The organism is Streptomyces sp. NPDC028308, from assembly GCF_055565855.1.
Genome location: NZ_JBVHTO010000011.1, coordinates 63,264 through 78,703, shown reverse-complemented (window position 1 = coordinate 78,703; position 15,440 = coordinate 63,264). Strand labels below are relative to the sequence as shown.

The following is a 15,440-nucleotide window of genomic DNA, read 5'->3' as shown; positions in this document are numbered from 1 at the left end:
GGTGGGGGAGCGGGGGTCAGCGGAGCGGGGTCCCGTCGTCGTGGAGCTGCATCAGGGGCCGGCCGGTCACCAGCAGCCAGGCCGGCACCGACGCCATGACGAGCAGCGGCAGCACTGCCGCGTCGGCTGCCAGGACGGCGGCGGTGAAGAGGCTGATCCAGCCCTGCCGGGTGACGGCCATGAGCATCCCGAGCACGGCGCAGACGACGGCGAGGGTGACGTCCACCTCTGGCACCAGGGCGTGGGCGCACAGGCCGAGGGCCACCCCCGCGAAGACCGACGGGAAGATCCGGCCACCGCGGAACCCGCACGAGGTCGCGACGACCAGCGCGGCGAGTTTCACCACGGTCATCAGCGCGAACTCGCCCGAGGACCAGCCGTCCGGGTCCTCGGCCAGGACCTTGATCTCCGTCAGGCCCTTGAAGAGGGTCAGGTGCCCGCCCAGCGCGCCCAGCAGGCCGAGCACCAGACCGCCCAGGGGAAGCGCCAGCCACGGGCGTCCGAGCCGCGCGAAGGCGCCGTGGACGTACGGCAGGGCGTAGACCGCCGCCATGCCGATCAGCGCCCCGACGGAGGCGACGATCAGGGCGCCGGGCAGGTCGCCCCAGTGCGGCCCCGAGTACGCGGGCAGCGAGAGGTCGAAGCTCGGGTGGGCCAGCAGGGTGACGGTCAGCGCGCCCATGCCGCCCGCGAGCAGCGGCGGCAGCAGCCGGTCCCAGAGGGCGCCGGGTCCTGGCCGCTCGGCCAGCACCTCGGAGAAGATCAGTGCGGCCGCCACCGGGGTGCCGAAGAGGGCGCCGACCGTTCCCGCGGCCGCCAGCGACAGCCACAGCATGGTGGGGGAGCCGGGGGCGATCCGGGCGCCCAGCCAGCAGGCGAGGGCGATGTTGGTGGCCGTGATCGGGTTCTCGGGGCCGAGACTGACCCCGCCCGCCAGCGCCAGGACGGTGACGACGAGCAGTCCGGGCAGTACCGCGGGTGCCAGCGGAGGGTCGACGAGGCCGCTGGCCGCCGGATCGGGACCCGCGTGCCGCGGCACCTTCCAGATGACCAGGCCCACCGCGACGCCGGTCGCCGTGAGCATCACGATCATCCAGAGCGAGGAGTAGCGGCCGATCCCGAGCGCGTCCGGCAGGGTCTGCCACAGGACGTCCTGCAGATGGTCGGCGACCCAGCTGACGCCCAGCAGGACGAGAGCCGCGGCGATGCCGACGAGGATGGAGGGCACGAGCAGCGGCAGCAGCCGCCGGACGGGGGTCGGACCCGGCGCCGCCGGGGCTTCGGTGCTCACGAGCCACACCTTAAGTGGGCAAAAGCCGCATAACATCCCGAGGAATTCCGGCTTGCACCTCACGTCGCGTCAGGGGCCAGGCTGAGGGGCGTACCCAGAAGGGAGCGGAAGGTTGAGCTACTCAGTGGGCCGGGTCGCCGGTTTCGCGGGCGTCACGGTGCGCACGCTGCACCACTACGACGAGATCGGCCTGCTCGTGCCGAGCGAGCGCAGCCGCGCGGGGCACCGCCGGTACGGCGACGCCGACCTCGACCGGCTCCAGCAGATCCTGTTCTACCGGGAGCTCGGCTTCCCGCTCGACCAGGTCGCGGTCCTGCTCGACGATCTGGCCACCGGAAAAGCGGACCCGCGCGCGCACCTGCGCCGCCAGCACGAACTGCTGACCGCCCGGATCGAGAAGCTGCGGAAGATGGCCGCGGCCGTGGAACACGCCATGGAGGCACGCACGATGGGCATCGATCTCACACCCGAGGAGAAGTTCGAGGTCTTCGGGGACAAGGACCCCGAGGAGCACGCCGAGGAGGCCGAGCGGCGCTGGGGCGGCACGGAGGCGTACGCCGAGTCGCAGCGCCGCGCGGCCCGCTACACCAAGGAGGACTGGAAGCGGATGCAGGCCGAGGTCGCCTCCTGGGGCGAGCGCTACGGCGCCCTCATGGCGGCGGGCGAACCCCCGTCCGGGGGCCCGGCCATGGACCTGGCCGAGGAGCACCGCCTGCACATCGCCGAGTGGTTCTACCCGTGCCCGTACGAGACGCACCGGGGGCTCGGCGAGATGTACGTCTCCGACGAGCGGTTCAAGGAGTTCTACGACTCCATGCGGCCGGGTCTCGCCGAGCACCTGCGGGACGCGATCGCGGCGAACGCCGAGCGGAACTCCTGAGCGCCTGGCCCGGGCTCACTCCTCCCGGGCCAGGACCACCGCCGTCCCGTACGCGCACACCTCCGTGCCGACGTCGGCGGCCTCCGAGACGTCGAAGCGGAACATCAGCACGCCGTTGGCGCCCCGTGCGCGGGCCTGCTCGACGAGCCGCTCCATGGCCTGGTTGCGGGTCTCCACCAGCGTCTTGGTGAGGCCCTTGAGCTCACCGCCGATCATCGACTTCAGGCCCGCGCCGATCTGGCTGCCCAGGTGCCGGGAGCGCACGGTGAGGCCGAACACCTCCCCGATGACCCGCTCGACGCGATGACCCGGGACGTCGTTCGTCGTGACGACCAGCACGTCGGGCCGGGGCCCGGTGCCGCCGCCGTAGTCTTCGATACCCATGGCTCTCAGCTTTGTCCCAGTCGGGGCACAGTGCATCCCGGGGACCCCGGTGGAACCTGGCGTGGACACGCGACGTTGATAGCTTTGGGTCGGCCTGACACCACAGCCGAACCCTTCCTTCACCCCCAGGAGCCCGGAACCGTGACGACGCTTGCCCTTGGACCAAGCTGGCTGGATCCGAACACGCTCCTGGACAATTTCGGCATCTGGGGCCTGCTGCTCATCGTCTTCGCCGAGTCCGGCCTGCTCATCGGCTTCTTCCTGCCGGGCGACTCGCTGCTGTTCACCTGCGGCCTGCTGATCGCCTCGCACCAGCTGGACTTCCCGCTGTGGCTGGCCGTCGTGCTGATCTGCGTCGCCGCGATCGCCGGCGACCAGGCGGGTTACCTCTTCGGCAAGAAGGTCGGCCCCTCGCTCTTCACCCGCCCGGACTCCCGCCTCTTCAAGCAGGAGAACGTGATCAAGGCCCACGAGTTCTTCGAGAAGTACGGCCCGAAGTCCCTGGTCCTGGCCCGCTTCGTGCCCATCGTGCGCACGTTCACGCCGATCATCGCCGGCGTCAGCGGCATGCGGTACCGCTCGTTCATCACGTTCAACGTCATCGGCGGCGTGCTCTGGGGCGCGGGCGTCACGCTGCTCGGCTCCTGGCTCGGCAACATCGAGTTCGTGCACAAGAACATCGAGGCGATCCTGATCCTGATCGTCCTCGTCTCGGTGGTCCCGATCGCCGTCGAGTACCTGCGCGCCCGCGGCAAGAACAAGAAGGCGGCCGCCGCCTCGCCCGCGTCGACCCCTCCGGGCCAGCGCGGGCGCCACGCCAAGCGCTAGCGTCCGCCCCGGTGGGCGGGAGCCGTCAGAAGCCGCGTGTCCGCTTGGCCGCGCGGCGGCCCGCGGCGTCCCCGCCCGGCATCCGCAGGAACAGCCGGGAGATCTCGGAGCCCAGGTTCACCCCGATGGCGATGGCCATCGCCAGCGCCGCCGCCTTGGTCAGCGACACCAGCCCCTTGTCGACGTCGTTCTGCGCGATGGCCAGCAGCCCGAAGTACGTGGCCGAACCGGGCAGCAGCGGCCCGATCGCGGCCGTCGTGTACGGCAGCGCCGACGCGAACCGGTAGCGGGACAGCAGCTGCCCGAACAGACCGACCAGACCGGCCGCCACGGCGGTGGAGGCGACCGGCGAGATGTCGCCGACGTAGTGCATCGCGCCGTACACCGCCCAGGCCACGCCCCCGTTGAGGGTCACCGCCAGCACGGTGGAGCGCTCCTGCTGGAGCAGCACCGCGAAGGTGAGCGACAGCAGCATCGAGGCGACGAGCTGGAGCACCGGCCGCTCGGAGACGCCGAGGGCCTGGTCCGGATTGAGCCCGGCGCCCAGCTTCACCCCGAAGTACAGGATCAGCAGCACACCCGTGACGATGCCGACGAAGAAGTACATGACCTCCAGCAGGCGCGCCGACGCGGTGATGTAGAAGCCGGTCAGACCGTCCTGGACGCCCGCGACCAGCGCTCTTCCCGGCAGCAGGGCGAACAGTCCACCGGTGATCACGGCGGACGCCTTGACCCCTGCCCCGGACAGCTGGAGCGCCACCCCGATCGCGGCGGGCGGCATCGCGGCCACCGTGAACTGGTAGAACTCCGGCAGTCCGCGCCCCGCGCACAGCCACGCCAGCCGGTCGCCCAGCATCGCGCCGAGCGCCGCCGCGACGAACACGAAGACGTCACCGCCGACGAGCACCGAGGCCGCTCCCGCGAGGAGCCCGCCCGCCGCGGTGAGCACCCATCCCGGGTACGGGTGGCGGTTGCGGCGGATCTCCGCGAGGCGGCCGTAGGCCTCCTCCAGGGAGATCGCGGTCTCCGCGTCGCTGAGGTCGTCCACGAGCCGGTACACGGCCGCGAGACGGGTGTAGTCGGTGCCGCGGCGCCGTACCGTCCGCGAGGCCGTCACCGGGTCGTCCACGAGGGACGGCTGGTACGAGATCGACAACAGGGTGAACGTGACGTTCGGTTCGCAGCGGTCGAGCCCGTACGAGCGGCAGACCGCGAACATCGCCGCCTCGACGTCCTCGGCGCCCTCGCCGCCCGCCAGCAGCAGCTCGCCGATACGCAGCGTCAGGTCGAGCACGCGCGGGACGGCCGGACCGGCCTCGTCCTCCTTCTGCACGGGCTCGGGCGCCGGACGCTCGGTCACCGGCATCCGCAGCATCGTGCGCATGCGGTCCTGCCAGGGCGCGTCCTTGGTCAGCCGGACCACCGGCATGCCGCCCGGCGGGGTGAAGGCGGGCGGCGCGTGCTGGGCGCTGTAGGTGCGCGGGGTGCTGAACGCCGAACCCTCGGTGTCGCCGGGAACCGTGTGCGGGGCGTCGAGGCCCTTGGGGAGGGCGAACTCCGACGTCGTCGACGACTCGTCCTCGACCACCGGGGCCTGCGGCGCCACCACCCCGGCCGGCGGGGCGAACGCGCTCCTCGCCTCGTCCGACTGCGGTTTGCGGTCTTCCGCCTCCGGGTCCGCCACCAACTGCCGCCTTGCCTTCCGTGCCGTGCGCGTACGTCGTATGCGTACGTCCCGTACGCCTCACGCGTACCTTCCGTAGGCCTCAGTATGCGTACGGATACGCGAACGGGCCGTGCGGCCCTGAACAGGGTCGCACGGCCCGGACGATGAGAAGAGGCAGGTCAGTGACCGCCCGACTCCTTGAAGCGCTTGTAGGAACGCTCGATCTCGGCCTCGGCGTCGGTGCGGCCGACCCAGTTGGCGCCCTCGACGGACTTGCCGGGCTCCAGGTCCTTGTAGACCTCGAAGAAGTGCTGGATCTCCAGGCGGTCGAACTCCGACACGTGGTGGATGTCCCGCAGGTGCTCCACGCGCGGGTCGTGCGCCGGGACGCACAGCAGCTTGTCGTCGCCGCCGGCCTCGTCGGTCATGCGGAACATGCCGATCGTGCGGCACTGGATGAGGCAGCCCGGGAAGGTCGGCTCGTCCAGGATGACCAGCGCGTCCAGCGGGTCGCCGTCCTCGCCGAGGGTGTTCTCGACGAAGCCGTAGTCGGCCGGGTAGCTGGTCGAGGTGAAGAGTCGACGGTCCAGGCGGATCCGACCGGTCTCGTGGTCCACCTCGTACTTGTTCCGCGAACCCTTCGGAATCTCGATCGTGACGTCGAACTCCACCGGTGGCTCCTCCATGATCAGCACATAGTTCTGGTGGTTAAGTGTCCCTCACGCAGGTGTGTGATCGCGAAAGGGGCTGGTGGTCGTGCCAGAGCTGAGGGCCTGGCGGGCCGCGAGACCGCACGTGGTGCGGGTCGCGCGGACCGTGAAACCGCACGTCGTGCGGGTCACCCGAGCCGTCCGGCCGCGCCCCGTGAAGGTGACGACTCTGCAGCTCACAGCCGTCTCCGCCACCGTGGGCCTGGCGCTCGCGGCCGCGGTGGCGACCGCCGCCGGTCCCTGGGACTCCTCGGGTCAGCGTACGGCGGAGCGCGACTGGGCCGCATCGCGGCCCGGACAGGGTGGCGCAGATCACGGCCGTGATCCGGGAGCGGCGGCGGGCGGACCCCGCCCCGCGCCCAGCGCCGCGTCCGTCCTGGCGGGCCTCGGCGGCGCCACCGTCTCGGCGCCCGTGCCCGCCGAGAAGGCCCTCGCGGACGTCCTGGACCCGCTCCTGAAGGATCCGTCGCTCGGCACGCGGCACTCGGCCGCCGTCGTGGACCTCGCGACCGGCAGACGGCTGTACGGCACGGGCTCCGCCGACGCGCTGACCCCGGCCTCCACCACGAAGATCGCCACCGCCGTCGCCGCCCTCACCGCGGCCGGCGCCGACCACCGCATCACCACCCGCGCCGCCCTGGAGCCGGACACCGGCGAGGTCGTGCTCGTGGGCGGCGGCGACCCGACCCTGACCGCCCGGAAGAAGCGCGACGGGGACTGGGCGAGCCTGCGCACCCTGGCCGCCCGCACCGCCCGCGCCCTGGAGGCGCGCAAGCTGGACGAGGTCACGCTCTCCTACGACACCTCGCTGTACGCGGGCCCGGGGCAGCCGCCCGCCGGGGTCGAGGGCAACATCGCGCAGGTCACCCCGCTGATGGTCGACGAGGGCCGCCTCGACGACTCCACCAGCGGCGCCGCGGGGCGCAGCCCCGACCCGGCGGCCGACGCCGCCCGGAAGTTCGCCGAACTCCTGAAGGACGAGGGCATCAGGACGACGTCCCCCGGCCCCTCCAAGGCCACCGGCCGCTCGAAGCCCCTCGCCGAGGTCCAGTCCCCGCCGCTGTCCGCCCTCGTCGAGCGGATGCTCACCAACAGCGACAACGACATCGCCGAGGCCCTCGCCCGGCAGACGGCCCTCGCCGCGGGCGAACCGGCGAGCTTCGCGGGCGGCGCGACCGCGATCCGCGCCCAGCTGAAGAAACTGGACATTCCGCTGAAGGGCGCCGTTTTCGCGGACGGAAGTGGCCTGAATCGTTCGGACAAGCTCTCGGCCGACCTGCTGACCGCCCTGCTGGCCAAGGCCGGTGACCCCGCCCACCCCGAACTGCGCCCCGCCCTCACCGGACTTCCCGTCGCGGGATTCACGGGCACCCTCAGCCAGCGCTACGCCGACGGCGCGGTCCGGTCGGCCACCGGCGTCGTACGTGCCAAGACCGGCACGCTGACGGGCGTCAACGCCCTGGCCGGCACGGTGGTCGACACCGACGGCAGGCTGCTGGCCTTCGCCTTCCTCGCCGACGGCACCACGGACCGCACCACCGCCCAGACGGCCCTGGACCGCACCGCGTCCGCGCTGGCGGCGTGCGGCTGCCGCTGAGACCCGTCCGGCGGCGCCCGCGAACGGGCGTGACGACCATGCCGGGCAGGCGCCACGGGGTGTCCGGAAGCCGCTTCGCCCCAGCCGTCCCGGGGCCACCGGCCGCCCCGCCGGCCCCACGCGGGACGCACACCCGGCGTCTCACCCCTCACCGCGGCCGGACGCCCTCACGTACGGTTGACGCATGACGAGCATCGGTGGTGCCGAGATGGTCGACTGGAATCTCGCGGTGGCGACCGCGACCCGGCTCGTGAGGCCGGGCCCCGAGGTGAGCCGCGACGAGGCCCGGGCCGTCGTCGCGGAGCTGCGGCGGCACGCGAAGGCCTCGGAGGAGCACGTCCGGGGATTCACTCGTCTGGGTGAGGACGGGGTGCACGACACCCCCGTGCTCGTCGTCGACCGCCCCGGCTGGGTCCGGGCGAACGTCGCCGGATTCCGGGAACTCCTCAAGCCGCTTCTCGACAAGATGCAGGAGCGGCGCGGCAGTTCGCCGGGCGGAGCCGTCTTCGGCGCCGTCGGCGGCAAGGTGACCGGCGTCGAGCTGGGCATGCTCCTGTCGTTCCTGTCCTCGCGGGTCCTCGGGCAGTACGAGACCTTCGCCCCGGCGACGCGCGACCTCCCGGCCGGGGGGAACGGCGGCGGCAGGCTCCTGCTGGTCGCCCCCAACATCGTGCACGTCGAGCGGGAACTCGACGTCCAGCCCCACGACTTCCGGCTGTGGGTCTGCCTGCACGAGGAGACCCACCGCACCCAGTTCACGGCCGTGCCCTGGCTGCGCGACCACCTCGAGGGCGAAATCCAGTCTTTCTTGGCGGAGACCGAGGTCGACCCCATGACGGTCCTGGAGCGGATCAGGGAGGCCGCCCAGTCCCTCGCGGGCGGGCGCCCCGAGGGCGAGGAGGGCGAGGACGGCCGGTCCCTCGTGGAACTGGTGCAGACGCCGGCCCAGCGAGAGATCCTCGGCCGCCTCACCGCCGTGATGTCCCTGCTCGAAGGTCACGCCGACTTCGTCATGGACGGCGTCGGCCCCGCCGTCGTCCCGTCCGTCGCCGAGATCCGCGAGAAGTTCCAGCAGCGCCGGGCCAAGGGCGCCTCCCGCCTGGACCTGGCCCTGCGCAAGCTGCTCGGCCTGGACGCCAAACTCAGGCAGTACCGCGACGGCGAGCGGTTCGTGCGCGCCGTGGTCGACGAGGTGGGCATGGACGGCTTCAACCGTGTGTGGACCTCCCCGAACACCCTCCCGACCAAGGCGGAGATCTCCAAACCGGCGGACTGGGTCACTCGGGTGCACCGCAAACCGGAGTCGTGAAGCGCCTTGCGGGGTCGTGAGACGAATCCGGCCGACGGCAGGTGAACGCCCCTTCAATCACCCGTCCGAGGGACCGTGGGGCATGAGTAGGCGTGCAATGCTCGGGGAACGGCCCGGTTCTGTCACCATCTACACACTCTGAGTGACCGACACCGGGTTCACCCCCCGAAAACTTCATGAAGGGAACCGGACATGGGTCCCCATCCTGCGGTCGCGGCGATACGCCTGGCGGTTCGCCGCGTACTCCACGACATCCTCACCGAGCACACACCCTCCCCGGGCGCCGGGCGTACGCCCGCCTCCTGCGCCGGGTGCGCGCCCGCAACCACCGCCGTACGCCCCGCCGTCACCGGCGAGCGCGTACCGGCCCCCGCATCCCGGCGCGGGCGCACCACCGGCGCGTCCCCGGACACCCCGCACGAACAGCAGCCGCCCCTCGTCCTCGTCGCGTGCTCCGGCGGCGCCGACTCCATGGCGCTCGCCTCCGCCCTCGCCTTCGAGGCCCCCAGACTCGGCATCCGCGCCGGCGGCATCACCGTCGACCACGGACTGCAGCCCGGCTCCGACCTGCGCGCCGACGAGGTCGTCCTGCGCCTGACCGAGCTCGGCCTCGGCCCCGCGGAGTCCGTCGCCGTCACCGTCGGCCGCGAGGGCGGGCCCGAAGCGGCCGCCCGCGACGCCCGGTACGCCGCCCTGGACGCCGCCGCCGAACGCCACGGGGCCGCCGCGGTCCTGCTCGGCCACACCCGCGACGACCAGGCCGAGACCGTCCTGCTCGGCCTCGCCCGCGGCTCCGGCATCCGCTCCCTGTCCGGAATGGCCGCGGTCTCGGGGGCCGACGGCCGTTACCGGCGCCCCTTCCTGCACCTCGACCGGCAGACCGCCCGCAAGGCCTGCATGGTCCAGTCGCTCCCGGTCTGGGACGACCCGCACAACGCCGACCCCGCCTACACGCGCTCCCGGCTGCGCCACGAGGGCCTGCCCGCGCTGGAGAAGGCGCTCGGCAAAGGAGTCGTCGAGGCGCTCGCCCGTACGGCCCAGCTCTCGCGCGACGACGCCGACGCCCTCGACTCCTGGGCCCGCCAGGCCGAGGCCTCCGTACGCGACGCCTCCGGCCTCCTGGAGTGCGCCAAGCTCTACGCCCTGCCGCCCGCCGTACGCCGCCGCATCCTGCGCCGTGCCGCCATCGAGGCGGGCGCACCCGCCGGTTCGCTCTTCGCCCGGCACGTCGAGGAGATGGACCGGCTGATCACCGGATGGCGCGGTCAGGGGGCCATCAATCTCCCGGGCAAAGTCGTCGCCCGTCGGCAGGGTGGCAGACTGGTGATCCGGCAAGGCTGAAACCGGACCCTCCGCCGGGGCCGCTCCAATGGCTCCTGGGGACCGCTTACGCGGGGTGTGGGCGGTCCGAGCGGCCGTTGGGACGGACGACCGAAAGTGATGCGGGTGGACGCGAAAGACATGGGCACCGACCTCAAGTCGGTGCTCATCACCAAGGAAGAGATCGACGCGAAGCTGGCCGAGCTGGCCGCGAAGATCGACGCGGAGTACGCGGGCAAGGACCTGCTGATCGTCGGAGTGCTCAAGGGCGCGGTGATGGTCATGGCGGACCTGGCGCGTGCGCTGTCCACCCCCGTCACGATGGACTGGATGGCCGTGTCCTCGTACGGCGCGGGCACCCAGTCCTCCGGTGTGGTGCGGATCCTCAAGGACCTCGACACCGACATCAAGGGCAAGCACGTCCTGATCGTCGAGGACATCATCGACTCGGGACTGACCCTGTCCTGGCTGATCTCCAACCTCGGCTCCCGCGAGCCGGCCTCCCTCAAGGTGTGCACGCTGCTGCGCAAGCCGGAGGCGGCCAAGGTCGCGATCGACGTGGAGTGGGTCGGCTTCGACATCCCGAACGAGTTCGTGATCGGCTACGGCCTCGACTACGCCGAGAAGTACCGCAATCTCCCGTTCGTGGGTACGCTCGCGCCCCATGTCTACGGCGGCTGAGCGAGCGGGCCACCGGTCTTCGTAAGACGATCGGGAACCCCAGCGGGTTTCACGGCGTTGGAGCATGCGTGGACGGGATTGTCAGTCGTCCCCTGCGTCTTCGGGTGACAATGCTGGGGTACCGTCCGAAGAACAGTCTTTACAAGTCTTTGTCAAACTCACTATGGCAGGAGGGACGGGGCGGCTCCGCTCCGTATGGATGGACGTGAAGCGATACTTCCGTGGGCCGGTCATGTGGATCGTGCTGGCCGTCCTTGCCGTGGTCGTGTTGATGCAGGTCGTCGGCTCGTCCGGCGGCTATAAGACAGTGGACACCGGCCAGGTCGTCCGAGCGATCAATGAGAACAAGGTCGAGTCGGCCAAGATCACCACCGGCGACGAGCAGGTCATCAAGGTCTCGCTCAAGGACGGCGAAAAGGTCGACGGCAGCTCGAAGATCCAGGCGAGCTACATCGGCGACCAGGGCGTGAGCCTCGCCGGCACCCTTCAGGACAAATACCAGAACAAGCAGATTCCGGACGGCTACACCGTCTCGCCGTCCAAGCAGAACCCGTTCGTCGGCATCCTGCTGTCCCTGCTTCCCTTCGTACTCATCGTCGTCGTCTTCCTGTTCCTGATGAACCAGATGCAGGGCGGCGGCTCCCGGGTCATGAACTTCGGGAAGTCCAAGGCGAAGCTCATCACCAAGGACACCCCGAAGACGACGTTCTCGGACGTCGCGGGCTCGGACGAGGCGGTCGAGGAACTCCACGAGATCAAGGAGTTCCTCCAGGAGCCGGCGAAGTTCCAGGCCGTCGGGGCGAAGATCCCCAAGGGCGTGCTCCTCTACGGGCCTCCTGGAACCGGCAAGACGCTGCTCGCCCGCGCCGTCGCGGGTGAGGCGGGCGTGCCCTTCTACTCGATCTCGGGTTCCGACTTCGTCGAGATGTTCGTCGGTGTCGGTGCCTCCCGGGTCCGTGACCTGTTCGAGCAGGCCAAGGCGAACGCCCCGGCGATCGTCTTCGTCGACGAGATCGACGCGGTCGGCCGCCATCGCGGCGCCGGCCTCGGCGGCGGTCACGACGAGCGCGAGCAGACGCTGAACCAGCTGCTCGTCGAGATGGACGGCTTCGACGTCAAGGGCGGCGTGATCCTCATCGCCGCGACGAACCGGCCCGACATCCTCGACCCGGCGCTGCTGCGTCCCGGCCGTTTCGACCGCCAGATCGCGGTCGACCGCCCGGACATGCAGGGCCGTCTGGAGATCCTCAAGGTCCACCAGAAGGGCAAGCCGGTCGCCCCGGACGTCGATCTGTCGGCCGTCGCGCGCCGCACCCCGGGCTTCACCGGTGCGGACCTGGCGAACGTGCTGAACGAGGCCGCGCTCCTCACCGCGCGCAGCAACCAGAAGCTGATCGACAACAACATGCTCGACGAGGCGATCGACCGTGTGGTCGCGGGCCCGCAGAAGCGGACCCGGATCATGTCGGACAAGGAGAAGAAGATCACCGCGTACCACGAGGGCGGTCACGCCCTGGTCGCGGCGGCGTCTCCGAACTCCGACCCGGTGCACAAGATCACCATCCTGTCGCGCGGCCGGGCCCTCGGTTACACGATGGTCCTGCCGGACGAGGACAAGTACTCCACCACGCGCAACGAGATGCTCGACCAGCTCGCGTACATGCTGGGCGGCCGCGCCGCGGAGGAGCTGGTCTTCCACGACCCGACCACGGGCGCGGCGAACGACATCGAGAAGGCCACCGCGACGGCCCGCGCGATGGTCACGCAGTACGGCATGACCGAGCGTCTGGGCGCGATCAAGTTCGGCGGCGACAACACCGAGCCGTTCCTCGGCCGGGAGATGGCGCACCAGCGCGACTACTCGGAAGAGGTCGCCGCGCTCGTCGACGAAGAGGTCAAGAAGCTCATCGAGAACGCGCACAACGAGGCCTGGGAGATCCTGGTCGAGAACCGCGACGTCCTCGACAACCTGGTGCTTCAGCTGCTGGAGAAGGAGACGCTGGGCAAGGAGCAGATCGCCGAGATCTTCGCTCCGATCGTCAAGCGTCCGGCCCGCCCCGCGTGGACCGGTTCCTCCCGGCGCACGCCGTCCACCCGCCCGCCGGTGCTCTCCCCCAAGGAGCTGTCGCTGACGAACGGGGCGAACGGGGCCTCGGCCACGATCGCCAGCGCGACGGAGTCCGTCCCCTCGACGGAGACCGCCCCGGAGGAGCGCCCCGAGAGCTGATCGTTACGGCTCCCGGAGCTCTCACCAGGCCCGGAATGGATGCCGTGCCCCCCTGGTTCTAGCCTGGGGGGTACGGCATTTCTTATGCCCGGATGTCCGACGCGTCGACTGTCACGCGTGAGAGGCCAAGGAACGAGGAACAGATGACCGACCCCGTGACGCTGGACGGCGAGGGCGCGATCGGCGTGTTCGACGAGAAGCGCGCCGAGAACGCCGTGCGCGAGCTGTTGATCGCGGTCGGCGAGGACCCGGACCGCGAGGGCCTGCGCGAGACGCCGGGGCGGGTCGCCCGGGCCTACCGGGAGATATTCGCGGGACTGTGGCAGAAGCCCGAGGACGTGCTCACGACGACGTTCGACCTGGGGCACGACGAGATGGTCCTGGTGAAGGACATCGAGGTGCTCAGCTCCTGCGAGCACCACCTCGTGCCGTTCGTCGGGGTGGCCCACGTCGGGTACATCCCGTCCGTGGACGGCAAGATCACGGGCCTGTCGAAGCTGGCCCGGCTGGTGGACGTCTACGCACGCCGCCCGCAGGTGCAGGAGCGGCTGACGACGCAGGTCGCGGACTCGCTGATGGAGATCCTGGAGCCGCGCGGGGTGATCGTCGTCGTGGAGTGCGAGCACATGTGCATGTCCATGCGGGGTGTGCGCAAGCCGGGGGCCAAGACCATCACCTCGGCGGTGCGGGGACAGCTCCGTGACCCGGCCACCCGCAACGAGGCGATGAGCCTGATCATGGCCCGCTGAAGCCCGGCCGACCGCACATCGGCCGCCGACCGGCCATTCGCCGCCTGTCCGGCCGTCCGCCGTCTGTCCGGTCCGTGGGGGCCCGGACAGGCGGGACGACAGGTTCGGGGTCGGGAACTGCCTAGGCGGCCGGGGCCGTCCCGCCGTTCTCGTCGTCGTCCTCCGGGAGCTTGCAGACGCGCTCCAGGAAGAAGGCGGCCGCTATCACGCCGATCCCGGCGACGACGGAGAAGCCCGCGTAGATCGCCTGGTCGCGGCGGGCGGGGACCTCCAGGGATTCGAGCAGGAAGACGCCCGTGCCGCCGTACATCCCGGAGACCAGGGCGGCCACCAGGGCGCTCGCCTGACCGAAGACGACCGCGCGGGCCGCCATCAGTGGGTCGACGCCCTTGGCGCCGGGGCGGCGCTCGCGCTGGGCCTTGAGCCGGCCGCGCAGCGAGAGCGCCGTGGCCAGCAGCACGACGGCGATCAGGGCGAGGACGACGGGGGCGGCCAGCGGGACCCGGGGGAGGGTCCCCACCGCGTTCCACAGGCGGGCGCCCGCCCAGGACAGGACGCCGGCCACGACGAACACGGCGGCCAGCGTCCTGATGCGCAGCTGTTTCACGTTGCCCCTTCGGTAAGCCGGCCTTGGTCGGTCGTCCTGACCTTAACGACTACTCGGGCAGCCGGAGTTCCAGGTCGGCGCGGGGCGTCACACCGTCTCGGGTGACGGCGTCGAGAAGTCCGGCCACCGGGCCGTGACCGGGCAACTGGGCCTCGGGGTCCACGTCGTGCCAGGGGGCGAGGACGAACGCGCGCTCGTGGGCCCGCGGGTGGGGGAGCGTCAGCACCGGGTCGTCGGAGACGACACCGTCGTACGCGATGATGTCCACGTCGATCGTGCGCGGCCCCCAGCGCTCGTCGCGGACGCGGTTGAAGGCCTCCTCCACGGCGTGCGCGCGCTCCAGCAGGGACGAGGGCGGCAGGGTGGTCTTGAGGACCACGACCGCGTTGAAGTAGCTCGGCTGGCTGCCGGGGGCGACTCCCCAGGGCTCGGTCTCGTAGACCGGGGAGACCGCTTTGACGCGGACGCCCGGGGTGTCCTCCAGGGCGTCGACGGCTCCCTGGAGGGTCTCCAGGCGGTTGCCCAGGTTCGCGCCGAGGGAGATCACCGCACGCTTGGGGTTGCTCAGCGTCGTGTCGGCGGCGTCCACCCGCTCGACGACGGAGGGCGGCACCGGCTGGACGGTCGGGTCGCTCTGACCCCCGGTGAAGAAGGCGGTCATACTCGGCTCCGGGTGATGGTGACGGTCACGTCGTCGAAGGGGACGGTGATCGGCGCGTCCGGCTTGTGGACGCAGACCTCGACCTCCTGGACCGCTTCGTGCTTCAGGCATGTCTGGGCGATGCGCTCGGCGAGCGTCTCGATGAGGTCGACGGGCTCGCCCTCGACGACGGCGACGACCTCCTCCGCGACGATGCCGTAGTGCACGGTCTTCGTCAGGTCGTCCTCGGCCGCGGCCGGCCGGGTGTCCAGGCCGAGCGTCAGGTCCACGATGAACGTCTGGCCCTCTTCGCGCTCCCTGGGGAAGACGCCGTGGTTCCCACGGGCCTTCAGGCCGCGCAGCGCGACACGATCCACGCGAATCACTCCTGCAATCGTCGGTAGCGGCGGGTGCGTACCGAGTGCGGTCGGCACACCAGCCTCAGGTGAATCTACCTGCGGGCACCGACAGCGCTCGGCCACGGGTGGGACACCGGTGTGGGGCGGACAGGCCTTCACCGGATGTTTCCCATGGGGAACACGGCGGCTCAC

At 71.1% G+C, this 15,440-nt stretch carries 14 protein-coding genes and 1 pseudogene; 8 read left to right on the top strand and 7 right to left on the bottom strand.

Annotated features, from left to right (window positions below; genetic code table 11):
* Positions 1 to 16: 16 nt before the first annotated feature.
* Entirely contained in the window at positions 17 to 1,291 is a 1,275-nt protein-coding gene (locus ACZ4VA_RS25440; protein ID WP_356163837.1) for an ion channel protein, read from the bottom strand.
* A gap of 112 nt (positions 1,292 to 1,403) precedes the next feature.
* Here ACZ4VA_RS25440 and ACZ4VA_RS25435 point away from each other — a divergent pair, with 112 nt between their 5' ends.
* Positions 1,404 to 2,171, top strand: coding sequence for a MerR family transcriptional regulator (locus ACZ4VA_RS25435; protein ID WP_355780962.1), 768 nt, complete (start codon positions 1,404 to 1,406; stop codon positions 2,169 to 2,171).
* A 15-nt stretch (positions 2,172 to 2,186) separates the two neighbouring features.
* Here ACZ4VA_RS25435 and ACZ4VA_RS25430 read toward each other — a convergent pair whose 3' ends face one another.
* Entirely contained in the window at positions 2,187 to 2,555 is a 369-nt protein-coding gene (locus ACZ4VA_RS25430; protein WP_355780959.1) for a YbjQ family protein, read from the bottom strand.
* A gap of 141 nt (positions 2,556 to 2,696) precedes the next feature.
* Here ACZ4VA_RS25430 and ACZ4VA_RS25425 point away from each other — a divergent pair.
* Positions 2,697 to 3,353 (top strand): annotated as a pseudogene (locus ACZ4VA_RS25425) (DedA family protein); the annotation flags it as partial.
* A gap of 55 nt (positions 3,354 to 3,408) precedes the next feature.
* Here ACZ4VA_RS25425 and ACZ4VA_RS25420 read toward each other — a convergent pair.
* A complete protein-coding gene (locus tag ACZ4VA_RS25420) occupies positions 3,409 to 5,067 on the bottom strand; it encodes a threonine/serine exporter family protein (protein ID WP_356163838.1) in 1,659 nt (552 codons plus the stop codon).
* Positions 5,068 to 5,228: 161 nt separating this feature from the next.
* Complete coding sequence (locus ACZ4VA_RS25415; protein ID WP_355780971.1) at positions 5,229 to 5,720, bottom strand: inorganic diphosphatase; 492 nt, start codon at positions 5,718 to 5,720, stop codon at positions 5,229 to 5,231.
* A 79-nt stretch (positions 5,721 to 5,799) separates the two neighbouring features.
* Between ACZ4VA_RS25415 and dacB the strand changes: the two genes are divergently transcribed.
* From dacB to folE, 6 genes are all read left to right on the top strand, one after another.
* Positions 5,800 to 7,356 carry a D-alanyl-D-alanine carboxypeptidase/D-alanyl-D-alanine endopeptidase gene (dacB, locus tag ACZ4VA_RS25410; RefSeq protein ID WP_356163839.1) on the top strand — a complete coding sequence of 519 codons (1,557 nt, stop codon included), beginning with the start codon at positions 5,800 to 5,802 and terminating at the stop codon, positions 7,354 to 7,356.
* A gap of 184 nt (positions 7,357 to 7,540) precedes the next feature.
* Positions 7,541 to 8,665 (top strand): zinc-dependent metalloprotease, encoded by a 1,125-nt coding sequence (locus ACZ4VA_RS25405; RefSeq protein ID WP_355780950.1) that lies wholly within the window; start codon positions 7,541 to 7,543, stop codon positions 8,663 to 8,665.
* 192 nt (positions 8,666 to 8,857) lie between these two features.
* Positions 8,858 to 10,006 (top strand): tRNA lysidine(34) synthetase TilS, encoded by a 1,149-nt coding sequence (tilS, locus tag ACZ4VA_RS25400; protein ID WP_468082559.1) that lies wholly within the window; start codon positions 8,858 to 8,860, stop codon positions 10,004 to 10,006.
* A 99-nt stretch (positions 10,007 to 10,105) separates the two neighbouring features.
* Positions 10,106 to 10,666 carry a hypoxanthine phosphoribosyltransferase gene (gene hpt / locus ACZ4VA_RS25395; RefSeq protein WP_010986089.1) on the top strand — a complete coding sequence of 187 codons (561 nt, stop codon included), beginning with the start codon at positions 10,106 to 10,108 and terminating at the stop codon, positions 10,664 to 10,666.
* 199 nt (positions 10,667 to 10,865) lie between these two features.
* The gene (ftsH, locus tag ACZ4VA_RS25390; protein ID WP_355780942.1) at positions 10,866 to 12,893 is read left to right on the top strand and encodes an ATP-dependent zinc metalloprotease FtsH; all 2,028 of its coding nucleotides are present in this window, start codon (positions 10,866 to 10,868) and stop codon (positions 12,891 to 12,893) included.
* Between the two features lie 143 nt (positions 12,894 to 13,036).
* Entirely contained in the window at positions 13,037 to 13,642 is a 606-nt protein-coding gene (gene folE, locus ACZ4VA_RS25385; RefSeq protein WP_121405280.1) for a GTP cyclohydrolase I FolE, read from the top strand.
* Positions 13,643 to 13,763: 121 nt separating this feature from the next.
* Here folE and ACZ4VA_RS25380 read toward each other — a convergent pair whose 3' ends face one another.
* Genes ACZ4VA_RS25380 through folB form a run of 3 tightly spaced genes read right to left on the bottom strand, consistent with a single transcriptional unit; the run spans position 13,764 to position 15,266 of the window.
* Positions 13,764 to 14,249, bottom strand: coding sequence for a DUF3180 domain-containing protein (locus ACZ4VA_RS25380; RefSeq protein WP_356163840.1), 486 nt, complete (start codon positions 14,247 to 14,249; stop codon positions 13,764 to 13,766).
* A 49-nt stretch (positions 14,250 to 14,298) separates the two neighbouring features.
* Entirely contained in the window at positions 14,299 to 14,910 is a 612-nt protein-coding gene (folK, locus tag ACZ4VA_RS25375) for a 2-amino-4-hydroxy-6-hydroxymethyldihydropteridine diphosphokinase (protein WP_356163841.1), read from the bottom strand.
* A complete protein-coding gene (folB, locus tag ACZ4VA_RS25370; RefSeq protein ID WP_355791889.1) occupies positions 14,907 to 15,266 on the bottom strand; it encodes a dihydroneopterin aldolase in 360 nt (119 codons plus the stop codon). The genes folK and folB overlap by 4 nt, the downstream gene beginning before the upstream one ends.
* Positions 15,267 to 15,440 lie beyond the last annotated feature (174 nt).

Coding starts and splice junctions, on each gene's coding strand:
- ACZ4VA_RS25430 (WP_355780959.1), bottom strand. CDS start 2,555: ATGGGTATCGAAGACTACGGCGGCGGCACCGGGCCCCGGCCCGACGTG.
- ACZ4VA_RS25405 (WP_355780950.1), top strand. CDS start 7,541: ATGACGAGCATCGGTGGTGCCGAGATGGTCGACTGGAATCTCGCGGTG.
- tilS (WP_468082559.1), top strand. CDS start 8,858: ATGGGTCCCCATCCTGCGGTCGCGGCGATACGCCTGGCGGTTCGCCGC.
- hpt (WP_010986089.1), top strand. CDS start 10,106: ATGCGGGTGGACGCGAAAGACATGGGCACCGACCTCAAGTCGGTGCTC.
- ftsH (WP_355780942.1), top strand. CDS start 10,866: ATGGACGTGAAGCGATACTTCCGTGGGCCGGTCATGTGGATCGTGCTG.
- folE (WP_121405280.1), top strand. CDS start 13,037: ATGACCGACCCCGTGACGCTGGACGGCGAGGGCGCGATCGGCGTGTTC.
- folK (WP_356163841.1), bottom strand. CDS start 14,910: ATGACCGCCTTCTTCACCGGGGGTCAGAGCGACCCGACCGTCCAGCCG.